This window comes from Micromonospora sp. CPCC 205554 (assembly GCF_036902745.1).
Lineage (GTDB): Bacteria > Actinomycetota > Actinomycetes > Mycobacteriales > Micromonosporaceae > Micromonospora > Micromonospora tulbaghiae.
In genome coordinates, this window is the sequence record NZ_JBAKHP010000003.1 from 426,571 (window position 1) to 448,335 (window position 21,765).

Here is a 21,765-nt window from a genome sequence, read left to right on the forward strand (position 1 = left end):
GCCTCCCGTACCCGGCCCGCGCTCCGGCGAACCGGTCTCAGCTCAGTCGTTCGAGCACCATAGCCATGCCCTGGCCGCCGCCGACGCACATGGTCTCCAGGCCGATGGTCTTGTCGTGCCACTCCAGCGCGTTGAGCAGCGTGCCGGTGATCCGGGCGCCGGTCATGCCGAACGGGTGGCCGACAGCGATCGCGCCACCGGCGACGTTCAGCTTCTCCTCCGGGATGCCGAGCTGCCGGTACGAGGGGATCACCTGGGCGGCGAACGCCTCGTTGATCTCGACCAGGTCGACGTCGTCGATGGTCATGCCGGCCCGCTTGAGCGCCTGCTTCGACGCCTCGACCGGACCCAGGCCCATGATCTCGGGGGAGAGCGCGGTGACGCCGGTGGAGACGATCCGGGCCAGCGGGGTGAGCCCCAGCTCGGACGCGCGCTCGGCGCTCATGATCACGACGGCGGCGGCGCCGTCGTTGAGCGGGCAGCAGTTGCCCGCGGTGATCCGGCCGTCCGGGCGGAACACCGGCTTCAGACCGGCCACCGCCTCCAGGGTCACCCCGGCACGCGGGCCGTCGTCGGTGCTGACGACGGTGCCGTCCGGCGTGGTGACCGGGGTGATCTCGCGGGCCCAGAACCCGTCCGCGATCGCCTTCTCGGCGAGGTTCTGGCTGCGGACGCCGAACGCGTCCATGTCCTCGCGGGTCACGTCGTACACCTGGGCCAGGTTCTCCGCGGTCTGCCCCATGGCGAGGTAGATGTCGGGGAGCTGCCCGGCCTCGCGCGGGTCGGTCCACACCTCGGCGCCGCCCTGGGCGCGGGCCGCGGAACGCTCCCGCGCCTCGGCGAAGCGGGGGTTCTCCCAGCCGCCGCCGACGAGGGCCTGCGCCTCCGGCGGCAGCGTGTCCGAGTTGCCCCGGGCGTACCGGGAGACCATCTCCACACCGGCGGAGATGAACACGTCACCCTCACCGGCCCGGATCGCGTGCATCGCCATCCGGGTGGTCTGGAGCGAGGACGCGCAGTACCGGGTCAGCGTGGCGCCCGGCAGGCCGTCGAGGCCCATCAGGGTGGCGACCACCCGGGCCATGTTGAAGCCCTGCTCACCGCCGGGCAGACCGCACCCGAGGTAGAGGTCGTCGATGGTGGTGGGATCGAGCGCCGGAACCTTGTCTAGGGCGGCCTGGACGATGGTGGCGGCGAGGTCGTCCGGGCGGACCTCGCGGAGGGAACCCTTGAACGCGCGGCCGATGGGGGACCGGGCGGTGGCGACGATGACGGCGTCGCGGGGCGACTCAATCGGCATGAACCAACGTTAACGCGCGAGTAACATGCCCGGGAAGCCGCGAGGCGGGCGGGAAATGTCACCCCGTGGGCGGCTGCCGGTGGTGGCGGAACGCGACGGCCGCCGCGGCCTCGACCGCCGGGAGCAGGGCGTGCGCCCAGACCCGGTAGCCGTCGGCCGACGGGTGGAAGCCGTCGTGGCAGAGCGTCCCCGCGTCCGCGCGGAACACCGGACCGGTCTCGGTGCCCAGGTCGACAACGGTGCCGCCGGCGTCCAGCACGGCCGCCGTCTGGGCCCGCGCCATCCGCCGCCCGGACCAGCCGAGCACCTGGCGCAGCGGTGCGGCGACCGCGCGTACCGCGCCGAGGTCCGGACAGGTGCCCACCACCACCTCGACGTGCGCCTCCCGCAGCCGGCGTACCGCCGAGCCGAGATAGGCCGCCGCGTCACCCGGCCGGGCCATCGCGGTGGCGTCGTTCGCCCCGATCAGCACCACCGCCACGTCCGGCCGCTCGCCGAGCAGCGCCCGGGCCACCTGGGTGGCCAGGTCGGTGGCGCGTGAGCCGGAGACCCCGACGCTGGACAGCTGCACCCGGCGGCCGGCCGGCCCCTCGGCGAGCAGGTTGGCCAGCTGACCGCCGATGGTGTCCTCGAACCGGTCGACCCCCACGCCGAGCGCCGACGAGTCACCCAGCAGCACCAGCCGCAGCGGCGGCGCGTCCGCACGGCCGACCGTCGCGCGCAGCACCAGACCCAGCTCGGGCTGGGCGTACACGCGGGTGCGGGCGGCGATGGCCTGGCCGGCGAGGACCGCCGCGCCGCCCACCGTGCCGGCCAGCAGCGACAGGGCCGCGGCCCGGCCCCACCGGGCCACCTCGTTCCGCTCGCTCATGCCAGCACTCCGCTTCGCTCGCTCATGCCGTTCCCTCCAGCGTTGCCGAGTCGGCGGCGCTGCCGGTCGGGGGCACCGCGCCGACGCCGAAGAAGGCCCGCCGGCGAAGCTGCGCCCACCGCCCGCCCGGCCCGCGGTCGCGACCCCGGAGCTGGGCGCCGCTGACCTCCGTGCCGGCGTGCCGGGCCGCCTGGTGGGCGGCCTCCGGGAGCGACCGTACGCCTTCCACGCCGGGCAGGACAGGCCTGCGTTCCGGGGCGGCGCCCAGCGCGGACAGCACGGTGGGCAGCAAGGCCGCCGCGGCTATCGCGTACCCCTCGGCGGAGGGGTGGAACCGGTCCCAGGCGAACATCCGGCCGGGCTCGGCGGCGAAGCGCGGCCCGAGCATGTCGCCCAGCGAGACGGTACGGCCGCCGGCCTCCACCACCGCGACCGTCTGCAAGGCGGCGAGCTGGCGGCTCCAGCGCCGGGCCAGCCAGCGCAGCGGCGGCTGGATCGGCCGGATGGTGCCCAGGTCGGGACAGGTGCCGACGACCACCTCACAGCCGGCCGCCCGCAGCGTGCGGACCGCGTCGACCAGGTAGCGCACCGCCACCGGGAACGGCGTGCGGTTGGTGACGTCGTTGCCGCCGACCAGGATCACTGCGACGTCCGGCTCGACCTCCAGCGCGGACTCGACCTGCGGCTTCAGCCCGGACGACAGCGCGCCGACCACGGCGAAGCGGTGCAGCCGGACCGGGCGGTGCAGGCGGCGGGACAGCCCGGTGGCCAGCAGCGAGCCCGGCGTCTCCCGGCGCCTGTGCACGCCGTACCCGGCCGCTGAGGAGTCGCCCAGGATGACCATGGTGACCGGCGGACCGGGCAGTCTCGCGCCGTAGACGCCGTCGCAGCGCGGCGGCGGGGCCTGGGCCATCGGGATGGTGCGGCGGGCCTGCCGGGCCTGGCCGAGCAGCACCCCGCCGGTGGCGGCGGTGGCCGCCACCGTGGCGCCCGTGCCGATCGCCGCGAGGCGGGCGATCTGCCGGGCGCGCTGCCGGCGGACCGGCGCGACGGAACCAGCGTCCCCCATGAACCGACAGTATCGCGCCGGTACGACCACTGCTGTCCGTGATCGGATGGCTGGGCGGTGCCCGAATTGGGTACCGATGGGGGCAGCGGACGCGGGCTTGCCACCGGGCCGCACCATGTCGGGCGGAGAGGGGCGACATCATGGGGAAGACGTTGAAGCGCAGCGCCGCGTTCGCCGCGCTGGCCCGGGCGCTGGCGGCGGGCACCCGGGGCGGGCCGTCGCTCGGGGCCCGGCTGGCGGCGCTGCCGCGGATGATCCGCGCGACCACCAGGGGCGAGTACGACGGCGGCCTGCGCCTGGCGCTGATGGCCGGGGCAACGGCGTACATCGTCTCGCCGATCGACCTGCTGCCGGAGATCCCGCTGGCGATCTTCGGGCTGGCCGACGACGCGGTCATGGTCACCTGGCTGGCGGGCAGCGTGCTCGCCGAGACCGAGCGGTTCCTGGAGTGGGAGGCACGTCGCAGCTCCGTCATCCCCGGGCATGTGGTGCCCTGACGGCACGTACGCTGGTCGGCGAACTGAGGGCTGACCGGCCGCCGGAACGACGGCGGCGCGACGAAGGGCACAACGAGGTGCAGTACTACGACAACGTCGTCGAGCTGATCGGCAACACCCCGCTGGTACGCCTGCGCAACGTCACCGAGGGCATCCAGGCCACCGTGCTGGCGAAGGTGGAGTACGTCAACCCGGGCGGCTCGGTCAAGGACCGGATCGCGCTGCGCATGGTGGAGGACGCCGAGAAGGCGGGCATCCTCCGGCCGGGCGGCACGATCGTGGAGCCGACCAGCGGCAACACGGGCGTCGGGCTGGCCCTGGTGGCCCAGCTCAAGGGCTACCGCTGCGTCTTCGTCTGCCCGGACAAGGTCAGCCAGGACAAGCAGGACGTGCTGCGCGCGTACGGCGCCGAGGTGGTGGTCTGCCCGACCGCCGTCGCGCCGGAGGACCCGCGCTCCTACTACAACGTCTCCGACCGGCTGGCCCGGGAGATCCCCGGCGCCTGGAAGCCCAACCAGTACAGCAACCCGGCCAACCCGCGCTCGCACTACGAGACCACCGGCCCGGAGCTGTGGCGGCAGACCGAGGGCAGGATCACCCATTTCGTCACGGGCGTCGGCACCGGCGGCACCATCTCCGGCATCGGCCGCTACCTCAAGGAGGCGTCCGAGGGCCGGGTCAAGGTGATCGGCGCGGACCCGGAGGGCTCGGTCTACTCCGGCGGCACCGGCCGGCCGTACCTGGTCGAGGGCGTCGGTGAGGACTTCTGGCCGGAGACGTACGACCGGTCGGTCGCCGACGAGATCGTCGAGGTGTCGGACAAGGAGTCGTTCGAGATGACCCGCCGGCTGGCCCGCGAGGAGGGGCTGCTGGTCGGTGGCTCCTGCGGCATGGCGGTGGTGGGCGCGCTGGAGGTGGCCCGCAAGGCCGGCCCGGACGACGTGATCGTGGTGCTGCTGCCGGACGGCGGCCGCGGCTACCTGTCGAAGATCTTCAACGACAGGTGGATGGCCCGGTACGGCTTCCTGGACGACTCGGGCACCGAGCCGACAGTCGCCGACGCGCTCGCCGGCAAGCCCGGTGGCCTGCCCGAGCTGGTGCACGTGCACCCGACCGAGACGGTCCGCGACGCGATCGACTACATGCGCGAGTACGGCGTCTCCCAGCTCCCGGTGCTCAAGGCCGAGCCGCCCGTGGTGACCGGCGAGGTGGCCGGCTCGATCGCCGAGAAGGATCTGCTCGACGCGCTGTTCACCGGCCAGGCCCACCTGCACGACACGATCGAGCGGCACATGGGCGAGCCGCTGCCGATGATCGGCGGCGGGCAGCCGGTGAGCGAGGCGGTCGGCCTGCTGGAGAAGGCGGACGCGGCGCTGGTGCTGGTCGACGGCAAGCCCAAGGGCGTGCTGACCCGGCAGGATCTGCTCGCCCACCTCGGCGCGCGCTGAGCCGGGCGGGGCCCCGGCACTTCCGGGGCCCCGCCCGTTCACAGCTCGCGGCCGTACCGCAGTTGCGGTACCAGCGCCGAGCCGATGTGCTCGTCCCGCTGCAGACCGGTCAGGACCCAGCCGCCGCGCTCGTAGAACCGGCGCGCGTGGGCGTTGTCCCGCAGCACCCACAGCGCCGCCCGGATCCACCCCCGGGCCCGCATCGCGTCCAGCGCGTCCACCATCAGCGCCCGCCCGGTGCCCCGGCCGCGCTCGGAAGGCTCCAGGTGGATCGCGTTCAGCAGCCCGGTCGCCGGGTCGCCCTCGTCGTCCGGCCCGAGGTAACTGAACCCGACCAGCCGCCCGTCCCGTTCGGCCACTGTCATCCGGTGGTCGGCGCCCTCCCAGGTCAGCCGTTCCACCCAGTAGCGGCCCATCGCCTCCGGTGTCGGGTTGGCGAGCGCCTCGGGCGGCAGGAACGACGAGTACGCCGCCACCCGGGAGCGCTGGTGCAGGGCGCCGACCGCCATCAGGTCGGCCTCGGTCGCGGAACGTAGGGAGATCGTCACCCGGGCGACGGTACCCGCCGGGGCGGCACCGGAACCGTCTGAAGATCCTCGGCTATCACCAGATCGCCGGTGAAGTGTTCGCGGGCCTCGTCGTGGAAGCGGCGCGGGTCGGCGTACCGCTGGGAGAAGTGGGTGAGCACGAGCGTGCGTACCCCCGACTCGGCCGCCACCCGCGCGGCCTGGCCGGCGGTGAGGTGCCCGACCTCGGCGGCGAGTGCCGCCTCCGACTCCAGGAACGTCGACTCGATCACCAGCAGGTCGGCGTGCTCGGCCAGCGCGTACACGCCGTCGCAGAGCCCGGTGTCCATCACGAACGCGAACCGCTGCCCCGGCCGGGTCACGCTCACCTCGTCGCGGGTCACGCGGCGTCCGTCGCGGTCCAGGTGGCCGTCGCGCAGCAGCTGCCCCACCTCCGGACCGGCGATGCCGTACGCGGCCAGCCGCTCCGGCAGCATCCGGCAGCCGTCCGGCTCGACCAGGCGGTACCCGTACGTCTCGATCGGGTGCCGCAGCCGGCGGGCCTCCAGCGTGCCGATGCCCAGGGTGATCCGCTGCCCGTCGGTGTCGATGGGCTCGACGGCGAGTTCGGCGGTCTCGTAGAAGCTGGAGGCGTGGCGCAGCCGGGCGAAGTACTCGGCGCCGCCGGCCGGGAAGTGCACCGCCACCGGGCGCGGTACGCGGTCCAGCGAGAGCCGCTGGATCATGCCGGGCAGGCCGAGGCAGTGATCGCCGTGGAAGTGGGTGACACAGATCCGGGTCAGGTCGGTGGCGGTGACCCCGGTGTGCAGCATCTGCCGCTGGCTGCCCTCGCCCGGGTCGAAGAGGATCACCTCGTCGTCCCAGCGCAGCAGGTAGCCGTTGTGGTTGCGCTGCCGGGTCGGGGCCTGGCTGGCCGTACCGAGCACCACCAGCTCACGCATGGACACGGCACCCTCCCGAGCACATGAAGCGACCCCCGGGGCTTCCGCGCTCGCGCGCGGGCCGGCTGGACTGGGCCGGCACCCCGGGGGTCGGGTGGCTGTCGTGGTTTCGCCGCACCGCTGCCACACGGTCTCGACGATCATGCAGGTGCCCGCCTCGCGGCGGACGAGATTTCACTGTCGAGGACAGCGGCTAGCGGACAGCCACCTCACGAGTCCGATTGCTATACAAGTCTGGACCACCTCCTTTCCCGTGTACCGCCACGCTATCCACTTCCCGGCCGCCGCGGCAACGGATTTCGATCACAGGCGACGCTCCAGGCCGATCGGGCCCTCGCGCGGGCCCTCCTCGTTCGCCGGCTGCACGGCCAGCGACGGGAAGTCGGCCAGGTCGCCCTCCGGCTCGGCGTCCCACTCCGGGAACACCAGCGGGCTCTGGAGGTAGAGGCAGAGCAACTGGGTGAGCTGGTGCAGGCCGTCGAGGTGGGTGCGCTCGTGGCCGTGCGTGGCGTCCACGCCGAACCCGAGCAGCGCCACCCGGGCGTGCGCCCCGGCCTCGACCGCCGCGGCCACGTCCGAGCGGTAGTAGTCGAACACGTCCCGGACCAGGTCGACGCCGTGCTCCTTGGCGATCGAGGCGAGGTTGCGGGTCAGGTGGTAGTCGAACGGGCCGACCCCGTCGCCCATCGCGAGCGTCGCAGCGGTCTCCCGGGACTGCTGGCCCGGCGCGACCACCGCCGCGTCCACCGAGACGATCTCCGCGACGTCCGGGTCCAGCCCGTGGCTGGCGCCGTGGCCGATCTCCTCGGTGACGGTGACCAGCAGGTGCGCGGTGACCGCCGGGGTGACCCCGGCGTCGACCATCGCCTTGAACGCGGTCAGCACCGCCGCCACGCCCGCCTTGTCGTCCAGGTGCCGGGACTTGACGTACCCGTTCGGGGTGATGGTCGGGTTGGGCAGGAACGCGACGAAGTCCCCGGCGTCGATGCCCAGCGCCCGCAACCCGGCCTCGTCGTGCACCGGCTCGTCCACCCGCACCTCGACCAGCTCCCAGCCGACGCCCTGGAGGTCGACCGCCTCGTTGTAGCGGTGGCCACTCGCCTTCAGCGGCAGCACCTGGCCGGTGACGACCCGCTCCAGGTCGTCGGTGAAGATCCGCACGTGGGCGCCCTCGGCGAAGCGGGCGCTGTGCGTACCGATCGGGTTTACCTCCAGCCGGCCGTTCTCCTTGAGCCGCTTCACCATGCCGCCGATGGTGTCGGTGTGCACCACGATCGCCCGGTCGGCGCCGGTCGACCGGGGGCCGGGCAGACAGGCGCTCAGCGCCCCGCGACGGGTCAGCGTGGAGCTGATCCCGATCGCGGAGAGCCGCTCGCCCACGTACTGCTGGATGTGGTCGGTGCGCCCCGACGGGCTGGGGATCTCCAGCAGCTCCACCAGCACCTGGCGGAGGTAGTCGAGGTCGAGCTTGAGCGGTTGGGGCTTGCGTGCGGTCATGCCCCAGAGCTTGCCGCACCGGCAGGCGACCAGAGTCGCTGCGGTGCCCGGGTACCCGGGAAGAGCAGGTCGACGAAGCGCTCGGCGGTCGGCTGCGGCTCGTGGTTGGCCAGTCCGGGCCGCTCGTTCGCCTCGATGAACACGTGTTCCGGCTGGTCCGGGGCGGGGACCAGCAGGTCCAGCCCGGTGACCGGGATGTCCAGCGCCCGGCTGGCGGTGACGCACGCCTCGGCGATCGCCGGGTGCAGCTCGGCGGTCACGTCGTGGATCGTGCCGCCGGTGTGCAGGTTGGCCGTCCGGCGTACCGCGAGCACCTCGCCCTCCGGGAGCACGTCGTGCATCCGGTACCCGGCCTCGGCCACCACCTCGCGGGTCATGTCGTCGATCGGGATGCGGGACTCGCCCCCGGTGGCGGCGGCCCGGCGACGGCTCTGCCGCTCGATCAGCTCGGTGATGTCGTGCACCCCGTCGCCGGTGATCTGCGCCGGGCGGCGTACCGCGGCGGCGACCACCTCGTGGTCGATCACCACGACCCGCAGGTCCTCGCCCGCGCGCAGCTCCTCGATCAGCACGTCCGGGCAGAACCGGCGGGCCAGCTCGACGGCCGCGGTCAGCGCCTCGGGCGTACGCACGCCGACGGTGATGCCGTTGCCCTGCTCACCCCGTGCCGGTTTGACCACCACCGGACCCACGTCGTTGAGGAACGCCACGTCGTCGGGCTCACCGGTGGCGGTACGCCCGCGCGGCACCGACAACCCCGCCTCGGTGAGGATGCGCCTGGTCACCCGCTTGTCGTCGCAGCGGCTCATGGCCACCGCCGAGGTCAGCTCCGACAGCGACTCGCGGGTGTGGATGGTCCGGCCGCCGGTGGTCAGCTTCAGCTCACCCCAGTGCGGGTCGGTCACCTCCACCCGGATGCCGCGGCGCATCGCCTCGTCCGCGACGATCTTCGCGTACGGGTTCAGCTCGTCGTACCCCTCGGGCATGGCGGGCAGGAACAGGCGCTCGTTGATCGGGTTCTTCCGCTTCACGCAGAGCGTGCCGGTGCGGTGGAAGCCGAGGCGCTCGTACAGCCGGATCGCACCCGAGTTCTCGGCCAGCACGGACAGGTCCACGAACGCCCGGCCGCGCTCGTCGAGCCGGTCGGCGAGCGCGGTGAGCAGCGCCTGCCCGGTGCCGGGCGGGGCGGTGTTGAAGTCCACGGTCAGGCACCACAGGCTGGCGCCGTTCTCCGGGTCGCCGAAGACCGCCACGTGGTCCACGCCGGTGATGGTGCCGACCACCTCACCGGTGGCGTCCTCGGCCACCAGGTGCAGGAACCGGTCCGTGCCGGCGTTGTCCACCAGCACCTCGACCGGGGCGGTGACCATGCCGTTGCGCGCGTAGATCCGGTTCACCGCCTCGGCGTCGGCGGCGTCGCGCAGCGGCCGGACGGTCAGCCCGGGCACCTCGCCGCCCTCGGTGGCGGCGGGCCGCTTCTCACCCAGCGGCAGCCGGTAGGTCAGCGACGGGTCGATGAACAGTTCGTCCGGCAGCCGGGACACCAGCACGTGCGGGTCGCGCAGGTAGATGCAAATGTCCCGGGCGCCGACCGCCTCGGAGCGCAGCACGTCGGCCACGTGCACCTGGTCGTCGAACGTCTGCCCGAACACCAGCCGGCCCCAGCCGCAGTCCAGCACCACGCCCGAGGCGTCGGTGGACGCGGTCTCCGGCTGTCGCGGCTCCGGCGTGCCGGGTGCGACCGGGTCACCGCCGGGGCCGATGCGTTCCCGGCGGCGCCCCAGCACCCGTTCCCGGTCGGTACGCGCCGTTCCGGTGGCGAGGGTGTCGGTCACGGTCAGTCGATTCCGTGGCTCTGGAGCCACATTTCCAGGAGTCCCAGTTGCCACAGCTTGTTTCCGTTCAACGGGGTCAGTTCGGCATTCGGGTCGGCGAGCAGCGCGTCGACGTAGTCGGCGCGGAACAGGTCGCGACGGCGGGCCTCCGGCGAGGTGAGCGCGTCGCGTACCCGGTCGAGGAGCTTGCCCTCCAGGTGGGTGAGACCGGGCACCGGGAAGTAGCCCTTGGGCCGATCGATGACCTCGTGCGGCAGGACCCGGCGGCCGATCTCCTTGAGCACGCCCTTGCCGCCCTGGGCCAGCTTCAGCTCCGGCGGGCAGCTCGCGGCCAGCTCGACGAATTCGTGGTCGAGGAACGGCACCCGGGCCTCCAGCCCGTGCGCCATGGTCATGTTGTCGACCCGCTTCACCGGGTCGTCGGTCAGCATGACCTGGGTGTCGATCCGCAGGCCCGCGTCGACGGCGGTCTGCGCACCCGGGCGGCCCAGGTGCGCGGCGACGAACTCCCGCGCCGGATCGCCGTCGGCCAGCCACGCCGGGTTGAGCACCCGGGCCAGTCCGGCCGCGTCGCGGTCGAAGAACGCCTTCGCGTACGTCTCGACCGCCTGCTCCCGGTCCACCCCGGCGAGCGGCGGGTACCAGTGGTAGCCGCCCAGGATCTCGTCCGCGCCCTGGCCCGACTGCACCACCTTGACGTGCTTCGCGACCTCCTGGCTGAGCAGCCAGAACGCCACGCAGTCGTGGCTGACCATGGGTTCGCTCATGGACGCGACGGCGGCCTCCAGCGGCGGCAGCAGGTCGCCGGTGGGCACCCGGATCTGGTGGTGGTCCGTGCCGAACGTCTTCGCCACCAGGTCGGAGTAGACGAACTCGTCGCCCTCCCGGCCGCCGACCGCGTCGAAGCCGATGGAGAACGTGGCCAGGCCGGACCGCGCCTGCCCCTCGCCGGCGAGCAGCGCGACGACCAGGCTGGAGTCGAGGCCGCCGGAGAGCAGCACGCCCACCGGCACGTCGGCCACCATGCGGCGGCGTACGGCGGTGGTCAGCGAGTCGAGCAGCGCGTCCTGCCAGTCCCGCTCGGACCAGCCGGCCCGCTCGGCAGCGCGGCCGAAGGACGGATCCCAGTACACCCGCTCGCGGGTGGAGCCGTCCGCCTCGTACACCCGGACCGTGGCCGGGGGGAGCTTGGTGACGCCGGCCAGGATGGTGCGCGGCGGCGGCACGATGCTGTGGAAGCTCAGGTAGTGGGCGAGCGCGACCCGGTCGATGGTGGTGTCGACGCCGCCACCGGCGAGCAGCGCCGGCAGGGTGGAGGCGAACCGCACCACGCCGGGGCTCTCGGCCAGGTAGAGCGGCTTGATGCCGAGGCGGTCCCGGGCCAGCACCAGGCGGCCGGTGTCGCGCTCGCTGATCGCGACGGCGAACATGCCGATCAGGTGGTCGACGAAGTCGAGCCCCCACTCGGCGTACGCCTTGACCACGACCTCGCTGTCGCCGGACGAGAAGAACCGGTGGCCCTTGGCCTGGAGCTCGGCGCGCAGTTCCCGATAGTTGTAGATGCAGCCGTTGAAGACACCGGTGAGCCCGGCGGCGGCGTCAACGATGGGTTGGCCGCTCGCCGCGGACAGGTCGATGATCTTCAGGCGCCGGTGTCCCAGCGCGGTCGGGCCCTGCGACCAGACGCCGCTGTCGTCGGGCCCTCGGTCACTCATCGTGGCCGCCATCCGCTCCACGGCCGAGACGTCGGCGCGTGAACCGTCACGGCGGAACTCTCCCGCAAGTCCGCACATACGAGCCAATGCTGCCAGAGCTTGTTGCAGTTCGCCTGTTGAGACGATGACGAACGTGTGACAGCTTGCTACGATGCGCCGTCACGCAGGGTGGTCGCCTGTCATGCCTTCGGTTCCTGCCCTCCAGGCCGCAGATGCCGGAAACCCGGCCTGCCCTCGGTGTGAGGAACACCGCACGAACCGGCGCCGCCCCGGCGTCGTCGGCTTTCACCGATCTTGCACTTTGGTGCCCCGCAATCCTCGCGAACCGGATAACCTGCGGGCCCAAACTGCAAGATCGCGCGTGCGTAGACGCTGCCGGCACGGTGATCGGCCTCGCCGTTCACCGTGCCGGACTCGTGGTTCGGATCTCGGGCTAGCCGGCGGTGCGGGCCACGCCGACCGGGCAGCTCAGCCCGTTCGGTCCGTGGTTGCAGTAGCCGTTCGGGTTCTTCGTCGGAGCCAGGTACTGCTGGTGGTAGTCCTCGGCGAAGTAGTAGTCGCCGAGCGGGGCGATCTCGGTGGTGATCTCACCCTTGCCGGCCCGCTCCACGATCGGCGCGAACGCGTCCCGCGACGCCTTGGCGGCGGCGAGCTGCTCGTCGGTCGTGGTGTAGATGGCCGAGCGGTACTGGGTGCCCACGTCGTTGCCCTGGCGCATGCCCTGGGTCGGGTCGTGGTTCTCCCAGAAGACCTTGAGCAGGTCCTCGTAGGCGATCTTCGACGGGTCGTAGACCACCTGGACCACCTCGGCGTGCCCGGTCATGCCGGAGCAGACCTCCTCGTACGTCGGGTTGGTGGTGTACCCGCCCGCGTAGCCGGCGGACGTGGTGATCACGCCGGGGAGGGTCCAGAACAGCCGCTCGGCGCCCCAGAAGCAGCCCATGCCGAAGACGGCGACCTGCGCGCCCTCGGGGAACGGGCCCTTCAGCGAGGAGGGCAGCACCTCGTGCCGGTCGGCGATCGGCATCGCGATCGGGCGGCCCGGCAGGGCCTGGTCAGGAGAGATCATCTCGGCCTTCATGCGGCGGAGGAACACGGTGGGACTCCTCTCTTGGCTTTCCCAGCGTGTGCAACAGCGTCGGCCCCCGGTTCCTTACCCGCCCACGCCGCCGTCAGGCCAGCGCCGCCGAGATCCGCCCGGCGAAGTCCGTCGCCTCGGCGTCGTCTGCGTACCGGGTTCGCGGCCAGAAGAAGCCGCGCAGTCCGTCGCCCTTGGTCCGGGGCACCACGTGGGTGTGCAGGTGCGGTACGGACTGGGACACCCGGTTGTTCATCGCCACGAACGTCCCACCGGAGCCCAGACCGGTCTCCACCGCCACGGCGATGCGCTGCACCAGCCGGAAGTAGCCGGGCAGCGCGTCGGCGGGCAGGTCGGACAGGGTGACCAGGTGGGTGCGGGGCACCACGAGCACGTGGCCCGTGAACACCGGCCGGGTGTCGAGGAACGCGACCCCGTCCGGCTCGTCGGTCACCCGGAACGCCGGCACCTCGCCCGCCACGATCCCGCAGAACACACACCCGCTCATCCGCCCACCCTAGGCCCGGCCCGGCCACCCCACCTCCCAGCGAGCGCGATCATGAGGTTGGCGGCGACAAATCGGACGGCAGGCACCGCTAGCCTCATGATCAGCGCGAAACCGGGCGGGGTCAGGGGCGGGGTCACGAGCGGTCGAGGTAGGCGTCCCAGTCGTCTTCGGGGATACCGGTCGGGCCTGTCTCACCGTTGGCCAGGCGCGCCCGGATGTCCGCCTCCCACCGCAGCGCCCATCCGCGCAACTCGTCGACCTGCTGTTCGGTGAGCCCGTACGAACGAAAGGTCCGACCGTCCCGCTCCGTCACACCACCAGCCGGTCGGCCAGTTCGTCCAACGAGAAACCGGCGGTGTGACGGGCGCCGAGGTGCTCCAACTCCGGCCATGTGAGCCGCTCGGAGGCCGCGCGGACGTCGATGTAGTCCCGGTGCGCGGCACGGTCGTGCAGCGCGCGGACCTTCAGCCCGACCGCGTCCTCGAAGGCCAGCACCGGGCCCAACGCCATGCGGGCGGGCGGCGCGAGCGCCTCTTTGAGCAGGTCGACCTCGCACGAGGAGGTGTCGTCCGAGATCAGCAGGCGAGCCATGCGCGGCGTCGACTCGATGATCCGAGCGGAGAACCCGGCCGCGACGTAGGCGGCGGCAAGGCGATCCGTCACGGCGTCGAGCGGCATCACGGCGGCCGTGGCGAAGTCGATGTCCTGGGAGGGCCGGTCGACCAGGTCGTGGGCGCACATGGCATAGCCGCCGGCGAGCATCAACCCCAGGTCGTCACCAGCAGCGAAACCGATCTCCAGCAGGCGACGGTGCAGCGCGTCCATCACCCGGCGACGAGGTCGGGCAGTTGCCGCTCCCAGAGCCGGGTCACCCGGCGCGCGGTCAAGCGCCGAATACGTGGCCAGTCCTGGCGGAGCAGCGCGGCGTTGACGTATCTGATGATGTCGTCCCGCTGGCCGCAGTCCAGCAGGAGGCAGTAGAGGGTCAGCCGCTCACCCGCGTCACCCACGTCGTAGTCGCCGGGGCCGGACCAGGCGAGGCGCACGGGCAAGCTGACTCGCCCCGACCGCGGGCCGCTCAGGAGACCCAGCGAGGTGGGGATCCGGTCGGCGACGCCGTGCAGGCGAGAGGGGAGCGCCCCGGTCGTACTCACCGGACCAGTATGGCCGACCGCTCCGACACCCTCGCGGTTGTGACTCGCGCCGGGTTGCCGGGAGCCGGACCGGGTGGGGGGCTAACGTCTGCGGCATGAGCCACGGCTTCGAGACACTCGCCATCCACGCCGGTCAGGACCCGGAGGCCCGCACCGGTGCGGTGATCCCGCCGATCTACCAGACCAGCACGTACGCCCAGGACGCCGTCGGAGCGCCCCGCGAGGGCTACGAGTACAGCCGCTCCGGCAACCCGACCCGGGACGCGCTCCAGGAGTGCCTGGCCGCGCTGGAGGGCGGCCCGGTGGCACTCGCCTTCGCCAGCGGCCTCGCCGCCGAGGACACGCTGCTGCGGACCGTCTGCAAGCCGGGCGACCACGTGGTGATCCCGGACGACGCGTACGGCGGCACCTACCGGCTGTTCGCCAAGGTGGCCGAGCGCTGGGGCCTGGCGTACACCCCGGCGAAGGTCTCCGACCCGGACGCCGTGCGCGCCGCGATCCGCCCCGGCGCCACCCGGATCGTGTGGGTGGAGACGCCGACCAACCCGCTGCTCGGCATCGCCGACATCGCCGCGCTCGCAGCGGTGGCGCACGACGCGGGCGCGCTGCTGGTGGTCGACAACACGTTCGCCTCGCCGTACCTCCAGCAGCCGATCGCGTTCGGCGCGGACGTGGTGGTGCACTCCACCACCAAGTACGTCGGCGGACACTCCGACGTGGTCGGCGGCGCGCTCGTCGCGGCGGACCGCACGCTCGGCGAGGAGCTGCGCTACCACCAGAACGCGATGGGCGCGGTCAACGGCCCGTTCGACGCCTGGCTCACCCTGCGCGGCATCAAGACCCTCGGGGTACGGATGGACCGGCACTGCGACAACGCCGAGCGGATCGCGGCCTACCTGGACGGACACGCCAAGGTCGCCCAGGTCGTCTATCCCGGCCTGCCCTCGCACCCCGGTCACGAGGTGGCCGCCAAGCAGATGCGCCGGTTCGGCGGCATGATCTCGTTCCGCGCGGCGGGCGGCGAGGAGCACGCCGTCCAGATCTGCAACCGGGCCCGGCTGTTCGTGCTCGCCGAGTCGCTGGGCGGCGTGGAGTCCCTGATCGAGCACCCGGGCCGGATGACACACGCGAGCGCTGCGGGTTCGCCGCTTGAAGTTCCCGGCGATCTCGTGCGACTGTCTGTCGGCATCGAGACGGTCGACGACCTGCTCGCCGATCTGGAGCAGGCCCTGGGCTGACCGCTGGCTGGGGAGGGTGGCAGTGCCGGACATCTTGCCGACGACCTGGGTCGGGACGACCGCGAAACAGATCGCCCGGGCGGTACGCCGTGGCGACGTCTCCGCCACCCAGGTCGTCGCCGACCACCTGGACCACGTCGCCCGGGTCGACGCCGAGCTGGGCGCGTTCCGCACGGTACGCGGCGGCGAGGCGATCACCGAGGCGGAGAAGGTCGACGAGCAGGAGGAACTGGCGAACCTGCCGCTGGCCGGGGTGCCGGTGGCGGTCAAGGAGAACACGCCGGTGGCCGGCCTGCCCACCTGGAACGGGTCGGCCGCCATGCGTACCGAGGTGGCGGAGGCCGACCACGAGGTGGTCCGGCGGCTGCGCGGCGCGGGCGCTGTCATCCTCGGCGTTACCCGGATGCCGGAACTGGGCCTGTGGGCCCTCACCGACGACGACACCGCCGTGACCCGCAACCCGTGGGATCCGGCGCGTACCCCCGGCGGCTCGTCCGGCGGCGCGGCCGCCGCGGTGGCCGCCGGGCTGGTGCCGATGGCCCACGGCAACGACGGTCTGGGGTCGATCCGCATTCCGGCAGCCTGCTGCGGCCTGGTCGGGCTCAAGCCCGGTCGGGGCGTGGTGCCCTGCCAGCTCGGCGCGGACGACTGGTTCGGCCTCACCGAGCACGGCATGCTGACCAGCACCGTGGCCGACGCGGTGGTCGGCTTCTCGGTGCTGGCCGGCCGCCGGCCGGACAAGCTGGTCCCGCCGGAGCGGCTGCGGGTGGGCGTCTCGCTGCGCTCGCCGGTACGCGGCGTCTCGCCGGACGCGCCGAACCGGGACGCGGTCGCCGCCGCCGGACGGCTGCTCGCCGCCGCCGGCCACGACACCGTGCCCGCCGATCCGGTCTACCCGACCCGGCTCGGCCTCCAGGGCATCGCCACCTGGTTCGCGGCCGCCGCCGCCGACGTGCGCGCCGCCGGGGTGGCGCCGCGTCAACTCCAGCGACGCAGCCGCCGGCACGTCACGCTCGGCGAGTGGGCGCAGCGCCGGGGGTACGTGCGGGAGGCCGACCGGGCCGCCTGGCGCGAACGGTCCGTGCACTTCTTCGCGGACAACTCGATCGACCTGCTGCTCACCCCGGCGCTGGCCGGGCCGCCGCCGGAGGCCGCCGGCTGGTCGGGCCGCTCCTGGCTCGCGAACATGTCGACCAACATCCGGTACGCCCCGTACGCGGCGCCGTGGAACATCGCCGGGCTGCCGTCGATCGTGGTGCCGGTCGGGCGCCGCCCGGACGGCCTGCCGGTGGGCGTGCAGTTCGTCGGCCCGCCCGGCTCGGAACTGCTGCTGCTCGGGGTGGCCGGCCAGTTCGAGATGCAGGCGCCGTGGGCCCGGCACGCACCCGGCTATCCCCGCGTCGGAACGGGGTCGCCGGCCACCGCGTGATCGTCTAGCGTGTGCGCACCCCTGTCGCACACCACCTCGGACGGTCCCCGATGCACTGCCAGACCTGCGGGGACCCCACGTCCCCCGCCTTTGAGGAGTGCCGGCGCTGCGGCACCCGAGTCGGTCAGCCCGCCGTGAGCCCCGGCGTGCCCACGTACGGGGTGCGTGGGCTGGCCGTGGCCGGTGCGGCAGCGGTCGGCGCCGCCACCCTGTGCTATCTGCTCACCGCCCTGTTCCCGCTGGTGGGTGTGCGGATGGCCCGCTCGGCCGCCGAGCAGCTCGACCGGGACGTGCTGCTCGGCGCGGTGCTGGCCGAGGTGCTGTTCTCGGTGCCCTACCTGCTCGCCCTGCTGACCGCGGCGACGCTCGTGGTGATCTGGACCTGGCGGGCCCGCAAGAACCTGGACGCGTTCCCGGGTGCCGTGCCCAACCTCGGCCCGGCGTGGGCGATCGCCGGCTGGCTGGTGCCGCTGGCCAACCTCGTCGTACCGGCCCGGGTGCTCGCCGACCTGCTCCGCAACAGCGTCTGGCGGCGCCGCCAGTCGTGGCTCGTCGGGGTGTGGTGGGCGAGCTGGCTGGTGTTCCTGATCGGTGACCGGTGCGTCGCCCGGGCCGAGCAGCAGCGCTACGACCGGCTGACCGAGCTGCCCCGCAACGACGCGGAGTTCGGCACGTACGTGCGCCACTACGAGGACGCGCTCGGGCCCCGGCTGGTGCCGGCGGCGGCCTGCCTGGTCGCCGGGATCGCGTTCGTCGTGCTGATCCGCCGGATCTCCGCCGCCCAGCAGGACCGGCTCTCCCGGGCCGTCCCCGCCTGGCCGGGACAGCCGGTCTGGCCCGGACATCCGGTCCAGCCCGATCAGCCGGTCCGGCCCGGACACCCGGGCCGGCCCGCGCCCGCCGCGCCGCCGCCGGTTGCGCCGACGCCTGCCGCGCCTGCCGGCTTCGCGCCTGCCGCGCCCGCCTTCGGCGCGGCTGCTCCCCGGGACGGCGCGGACGGTGCCTCGGCGACGTCGCCGCAGGTTCCGCCCGCCCCGGGTGGCACGATCGGGGCATGACGGAACTGGTCGGTCTCGCCGACGTACAGGCCGCGCGGGAACTGCTCGCCGGTGTCACCCGTACCACCCCGCTGGAGCCGTCCCGGCCGCTCAGCGCCGCGCTCGGCGGGCCGGTCTGGCTCAAGTGCGAGAACCTCCAGCGCGCCGGGTCGTACAAGGTGCGCGGCGCGTACGTGCGCATCTCCCGGCTCTCGGCCGAGGAGCGGGCCCGCGGCGTGGTCGCGGCGAGCGCCGGCAACCACGCCCAGGGGGTGGCGCTCGCCGCCGGGCTGGTCGGCGCGCACGCCACCGTCTTCATGCCGGTCAACGCGCCGCTGCCGAAGGTCGCCGCCACGAAGGGGTACGGCGCGCAGATCGAGCTGGTCGGCAACACGGTGGACGAGTCGCTCGTCGCGGCGCAGACCTTCGCCGAGCGGACCGGAGCGGTGTTCATCCACCCGTTCGACCACGCGGACGTCATCGCCGGGCAGGGCACCGTGGCGCTGGAGATCCTCGAACAGTGCCCGGACGTGCGCACCATCGTGACCGGGGTGGGCGGCGGCGGGCTGGTCTCCGGCATGGCGGTGGCGGCCAAGGCGCTGCGTCCCGACGTACGCGTGATCGGGGTCCAGGCGGCGAGCGCCGCCGCGTTCCCGCCCTCCCTGCGGGCCGGCGAGCCGTTGCGGCTGCCCTCGTTCGCGACGATCGCCGACGGAATCGCCGTCGGCCGTCCGGGCGAGCTGACCTTCACCCATGTCCGCAAGCTCGTCGACGAGGTCGTCACGGTCTCCGAGGAGGACATCTCCCGGGCGCTGCTGATGCTGCTGGAACGCGGCAAGCAGGTCGTCGAGCCGGCCGGCGCGGTCGGCGTGGCGGCGCTGCTGGCCGGCGCGGTGGAGGTGACCGCGCCGGTCGTCGCGGTGCTGTCCGGCGGCAACATCGACCCGCTGCTCATGCTCCGGGTGATCGAGCACGGCCTGGCGGCGGCCGGCCGGTTCCTGCGGATCACCGTGCGCTGCACGGACCGGCCCGGCCAGCTCGCCTCCCTGCTCGGCGAGATCGCCGAGCACCGGGCCAACGTGGTGGACGTGGTGCACCAACGCGCCAACCCGCACCTGCGCCTCGGCGAGGTGGAGGTGGCGCTGTCCGTGGAGACCCGCGGGGTGGAGCACTCGGACACACTGATCAGCGCGTTGCGGGCCAGCGGCTACCAGGTGGTCTTCACCGGCGAGGGCTGAGCCCTCGGCGGAATCGCGAACGCCCGAGCGGAACGGGAACACCGCGGAACGCGAACGCCCCGGCCGGGTGATCCGGTCGGGGCGTTCGGGTGTGCGGCTCGGGTCCGAGGAGGGCCTGTCAGCCTCGGTCGGGTCCGGGACCCGAGCCATCCGGCGCGGGTCCGGAAGGGGTCAGCCGCTGTACGGCTCGAAGGAGACGATGGTCACCTTGATATCGGCGCCGCTGGGCGCGGTGTAGGTGCAGGTCTGACCCGCCTTGCCACCGAGGATCGCCTTGCCGAGCGCGGACTCGGGGCTGTAGACCGTGAGGTCGGTGGTGGAGGCGATCTCCCGGGAGCCGAGCAGGAAGGTCTCGCTGTCGTCGGCGTCGTCGTCGAAGTAGATCTTCACGACCATGCCCGGCGACACCGCGTCGGCGTCCGGCGCCTCACCGACCTTGGCGGTGCGCAGCAGCTCCTTGAGGTAGAGGATGCGGCCCTCGGCCTTGCCCTGCTCCTCACGGGCGGCGTGGTAGCCACCGTTCTCCCGCAGGTCGCCCTCCTCGCGCCGGGCGTTGATCTCGGCGGCGATGACCGGCCGGTTGGCGATCAGCTCGTCGAGCTCGGCCTGCAGACGGTCGTAGGCGTCCTGGGACAGCCAGGTGGCGGGCGCCTCGTTTCCATTTGTGGACACAGGCGGTCTCCTCGATTGGTGCGGACTGGCTGACAGGTGAACTTGCAAGGTTACCAGTGCGGGTCGCGTCGAGGTGCGATCAATCACCCCGGGTGCCGGTGACGGGACCGGGGTGCGGTGGCCGGCGACTCGCCGGCGGTCCGGCTCAGCCGGCGGGCCGGCAGCGCAGGACCTCGCCGATGAACGGGCGGGCGCTCGTGGGCACCTCCTGGCGGGCGCGGATGTGGCGCTGGCCGGGCTCCGCGGTCACGGTGGCCTCGGCGCTGCCCACCTGGGCCCCGTCGTGGGAGCGGGCCCGCAGCAGGCAGGTGGCGGAGCCGCCCGGCGGCACGGTGACCCGGAAATCGACCACCACCCGGGAGTCGGTGATGTCGGTGTAGCTGATCATCTCGCCCTGGTACTCCGGGTCGCCGTACTGGTAGTAGAGCTTCGCCGCGCCCAGCCCGAGGACGGCGAGCAGGATCGTCACGGTGAGGGCGAGCAGGAGGGGCCGGCGGCGTCCCGGCTCCCGGCGGCGGCCGTAGCGGCCCGCCGGGAAGACCGGCGCCTCCGCGGCGACTGTGGCGTGCGTCTCGCTCACCGGCGGGTATCTCCTGGCGTTGTTGTCGGCGGCATCGGCAAGAATGGCTAGGTCCATCTTCCCAGCCCGGCGCTGAGTCAAGGATGGCAGGTCGGCCTGGACCGGCGGGCGTGGCCCTGGCCACTCCGGTGGTGGGCCCGGCCGGCCGTCACGGGGGCTTTCGCGGGCGCGGGGGGAGATTCCGGCAGGTCAGCCGGCCGGCCCGGGGGTCGGTCGGCGGGCACAGACGAGGAGCGCCGAAGGTGGCAGAACAGCTGCGTCTCATGGCCGTGCACGCCCATCCCGACGACGAGTCGAGCAAGGGCGCCGCCATGATGGCGAAATACGTCGCCGAGGGGGTGGACGTCCTGGTCGTCACCGCCACCGGTGGCGAACGGGGCAGTGTGCTCAACCCCAAGATGGACCGCCCCGACGTCTGGGCGAACATCGGTGACATCCGGCGGGCCGAGATGGACGCCGCCCGGGCGATCCTCGGCGTCGAGCAGGCGTGGCTCGGCTTCGTCGACTCCGGGCTGCCCGAGGGCGACCCGCTGCCGCCGCTGCCGGAGGGCTGCTTCGCCCTCCAGGACGTGGACGTCGCCGCCGCGCCGCTGGTGCGCCTGATGCGGCAGTTCCGCCCGCACGTCGTCACCACGTACGACGAGGAGGGCGGCTACCCGCACCCCGACCACATCATGACCCACAAGATCACCGTTGCGGCGTTCGACGCGGCCGGTGACCCGGAGCGCCACCCCGAGCTGGGCGAGCCGTGGCAGCCGCTGAAGCTCTACTACGACGTGGGCTTCTCCCGCGCCAAGATCATGAGCCTGCACGAGGCGGTGCTCGAAGCCGGGCTCGAGTCGCCGTACGGCGAGTGGATGAAGCGCTGGGACGAGCGCCCCGACAAGGGCGCCCGGATCACCACCCGGGTCGAGTGCGCCGACTACTTCTCGGTCCGCGACGACGCGCTGCGCGCGCACGCCACCCAGATCGACCCGGACGGCTTCTGGTTCCAGGTGCCGATGGAGCTGCAGAAGCGCGCCTGGCCGACGGAGGACTTCCAACTCGCCCGCTCGCTGGTCGACAGCCCGCTGCCCGAGTCCGACCTGTTCGCCGGCGTGCGAGAGGCGTGCCGTGCCCACTGACCCGGCC

The 21,765-nt window shown here is 73.0% G+C and carries 22 protein-coding genes; 7 read left to right on the top strand and 15 right to left on the bottom strand.

The features are described from left to right. Nucleotides 1-37: 37 nt before the first annotated feature. Genes V6U82_RS07985 through V6U82_RS07995 form a run of 3 tightly spaced genes read right to left on the bottom strand, consistent with a single transcriptional unit; the run spans nt 38 to nt 3,240 of the window. The gene (locus tag V6U82_RS07985; protein WP_128138121.1) at nt 38-1,300 is read right to left on the bottom strand and encodes an acetyl-CoA C-acetyltransferase; all 1,263 of its coding nucleotides are present in this window, start codon (nt 1,298-1,300) and stop codon (nt 38-40) included. A 58-nt stretch (nt 1,301-1,358) separates the two neighbouring features. Then, nucleotides 1,359-2,171 carry an SGNH/GDSL hydrolase family protein gene (locus tag V6U82_RS07990; RefSeq protein ID WP_334460135.1) on the bottom strand — a complete coding sequence of 271 codons (813 nt, stop codon included), beginning with the start codon at nt 2,169-2,171 and terminating at the stop codon, nt 1,359-1,361. Nucleotides 2,172-2,193: 22 nt separating this feature from the next. Further along, complete coding sequence (locus V6U82_RS07995; RefSeq protein ID WP_334460136.1) at nt 2,194-3,240, bottom strand: SGNH/GDSL hydrolase family protein; 1,047 nt, start codon at nt 3,238-3,240, stop codon at nt 2,194-2,196. A gap of 140 nt (nt 3,241-3,380) precedes the next feature. On the opposite strand from V6U82_RS07995, the gene V6U82_RS08000 reads away from it, so the two are divergent. Both V6U82_RS08000 and V6U82_RS08005 read left to right on the top strand, forming a co-directional pair. After that, complete coding sequence (locus V6U82_RS08000) at nt 3,381-3,737, top strand: YkvA family protein (RefSeq protein WP_013474058.1); 357 nt, start codon at nt 3,381-3,383, stop codon at nt 3,735-3,737. A gap of 77 nt (nt 3,738-3,814) precedes the next feature. Then, nucleotides 3,815-5,185: a cystathionine beta-synthase gene (locus V6U82_RS08005; protein ID WP_334460141.1), complete on the top strand. Its 1,371-nt coding sequence runs from the start codon at nt 3,815-3,817 to the stop codon at nt 5,183-5,185. Nucleotides 5,186-5,223: 38 nt separating this feature from the next. Here V6U82_RS08005 and V6U82_RS08010 read toward each other — a convergent pair whose 3' ends face one another. The 10 genes from V6U82_RS08010 to V6U82_RS08055 all read right to left on the bottom strand — a co-directional run bounded on the left by V6U82_RS08010 (nt 5,224) and on the right by V6U82_RS08055 (nt 14,440). Continuing rightward, nucleotides 5,224-5,733: a GNAT family N-acetyltransferase gene (locus V6U82_RS08010; RefSeq protein ID WP_334460143.1), complete on the bottom strand. Its 510-nt coding sequence runs from the start codon at nt 5,731-5,733 to the stop codon at nt 5,224-5,226. Next, nucleotides 5,730-6,659 (bottom strand): ribonuclease Z, encoded by a 930-nt coding sequence (locus V6U82_RS08015; protein WP_334460145.1) that lies wholly within the window; start codon nt 6,657-6,659, stop codon nt 5,730-5,732. The genes V6U82_RS08010 and V6U82_RS08015 overlap by 4 nt, the downstream gene beginning before the upstream one ends. A gap of 297 nt (nt 6,660-6,956) precedes the next feature. After that, nucleotides 6,957-8,150, bottom strand: a complete 1,194-nt coding sequence (locus V6U82_RS08020; protein ID WP_334460148.1) for an osmoprotectant NAGGN system M42 family peptidase — start codon at nt 8,148-8,150, stop codon at nt 6,957-6,959. Continuing rightward, nucleotides 8,147-9,985 carry an N-acetylglutaminylglutamine synthetase gene (gene ngg / locus V6U82_RS08025; protein ID WP_128138799.1) on the bottom strand — a complete coding sequence of 613 codons (1,839 nt, stop codon included), beginning with the start codon at nt 9,983-9,985 and terminating at the stop codon, nt 8,147-8,149. The genes V6U82_RS08020 and ngg overlap by 4 nt, the downstream gene beginning before the upstream one ends. Nucleotides 9,986-9,987: 2 nt before the next feature. Next, nucleotides 9,988-11,778: an N-acetylglutaminylglutamine amidotransferase gene (locus V6U82_RS08030; RefSeq protein WP_334460150.1), complete on the bottom strand. Its 1,791-nt coding sequence runs from the start codon at nt 11,776-11,778 to the stop codon at nt 9,988-9,990. Nucleotides 11,779-12,133: 355 nt separating this feature from the next. Next, on the bottom strand, nt 12,134-12,796 hold the full coding sequence (msrA, locus tag V6U82_RS08035) for a peptide-methionine (S)-S-oxide reductase MsrA (RefSeq protein WP_334460152.1): 663 nt from the start codon (nt 12,794-12,796) through the stop codon (nt 12,134-12,136). Between the two features lie 76 nt (nt 12,797-12,872). Next, a complete protein-coding gene (locus V6U82_RS08040) occupies nt 12,873-13,286 on the bottom strand; it encodes an HIT family protein (RefSeq protein ID WP_334460154.1) in 414 nt (137 codons plus the stop codon). A gap of 133 nt (nt 13,287-13,419) precedes the next feature. Beyond that, on the bottom strand, nt 13,420-13,599 hold the full coding sequence (locus tag V6U82_RS08045) for a hypothetical protein (RefSeq protein ID WP_334460156.1): 180 nt from the start codon (nt 13,597-13,599) through the stop codon (nt 13,420-13,422). Beyond that, complete coding sequence (locus V6U82_RS08050) at nt 13,596-14,111, bottom strand: nucleotidyl transferase AbiEii/AbiGii toxin family protein (RefSeq protein WP_334460327.1); 516 nt, start codon at nt 14,109-14,111, stop codon at nt 13,596-13,598. Before V6U82_RS08050 ends, V6U82_RS08045 begins: the two co-directional genes overlap by 4 nt. Further along, the gene (locus V6U82_RS08055) at nt 14,111-14,440 is read right to left on the bottom strand and encodes a hypothetical protein (protein ID WP_334460157.1); all 330 of its coding nucleotides are present in this window, start codon (nt 14,438-14,440) and stop codon (nt 14,111-14,113) included. Before V6U82_RS08055 ends, V6U82_RS08050 begins: the two co-directional genes overlap by 1 nt. Nucleotides 14,441-14,535: 95 nt before the next feature. Between V6U82_RS08055 and V6U82_RS08060 the strand changes: the two genes are divergently transcribed. From V6U82_RS08060 to ilvA, 4 genes are all read left to right on the top strand, one after another. Continuing rightward, complete coding sequence (locus tag V6U82_RS08060; RefSeq protein ID WP_128137451.1) at nt 14,536-15,678, top strand: cystathionine gamma-synthase; 1,143 nt, start codon at nt 14,536-14,538, stop codon at nt 15,676-15,678. Between the two features lie 16 nt (nt 15,679-15,694). Beyond that, a complete protein-coding gene (locus tag V6U82_RS08065; protein ID WP_334460158.1) occupies nt 15,695-17,107 on the top strand; it encodes an amidase in 1,413 nt (470 codons plus the stop codon). Nucleotides 17,108-17,253: 146 nt separating this feature from the next. Further along, nucleotides 17,254-18,165, top strand: coding sequence for a DUF4328 domain-containing protein (locus tag V6U82_RS08070; RefSeq protein ID WP_334460159.1), 912 nt, complete (start codon nt 17,254-17,256; stop codon nt 18,163-18,165). Then, the gene (gene ilvA / locus V6U82_RS08075; protein WP_334460161.1) at nt 18,162-19,382 is read left to right on the top strand and encodes a threonine ammonia-lyase; all 1,221 of its coding nucleotides are present in this window, start codon (nt 18,162-18,164) and stop codon (nt 19,380-19,382) included. The genes V6U82_RS08070 and ilvA overlap by 4 nt, the downstream gene beginning before the upstream one ends. 171 nt (nt 19,383-19,553) lie before the next feature. Here ilvA and greA read toward each other — a convergent pair whose 3' ends face one another. Further along, the gene (gene greA, locus V6U82_RS08080) at nt 19,554-20,054 is read right to left on the bottom strand and encodes a transcription elongation factor GreA (protein ID WP_018787521.1); all 501 of its coding nucleotides are present in this window, start codon (nt 20,052-20,054) and stop codon (nt 19,554-19,556) included. Between the two features lie 145 nt (nt 20,055-20,199). Next, nucleotides 20,200-20,634: a DUF4307 domain-containing protein gene (locus tag V6U82_RS08085; RefSeq protein ID WP_334460162.1), complete on the bottom strand. Its 435-nt coding sequence runs from the start codon at nt 20,632-20,634 to the stop codon at nt 20,200-20,202. A 242-nt stretch (nt 20,635-20,876) separates the two neighbouring features. Here V6U82_RS08085 and mca point away from each other — a divergent pair, with 242 nt between their 5' ends. Then, the gene (gene mca, locus V6U82_RS08090; protein WP_334460164.1) at nt 20,877-21,758 is read left to right on the top strand and encodes a mycothiol conjugate amidase Mca; all 882 of its coding nucleotides are present in this window, start codon (nt 20,877-20,879) and stop codon (nt 21,756-21,758) included. Nucleotides 21,759-21,765 lie beyond the last annotated feature (7 nt).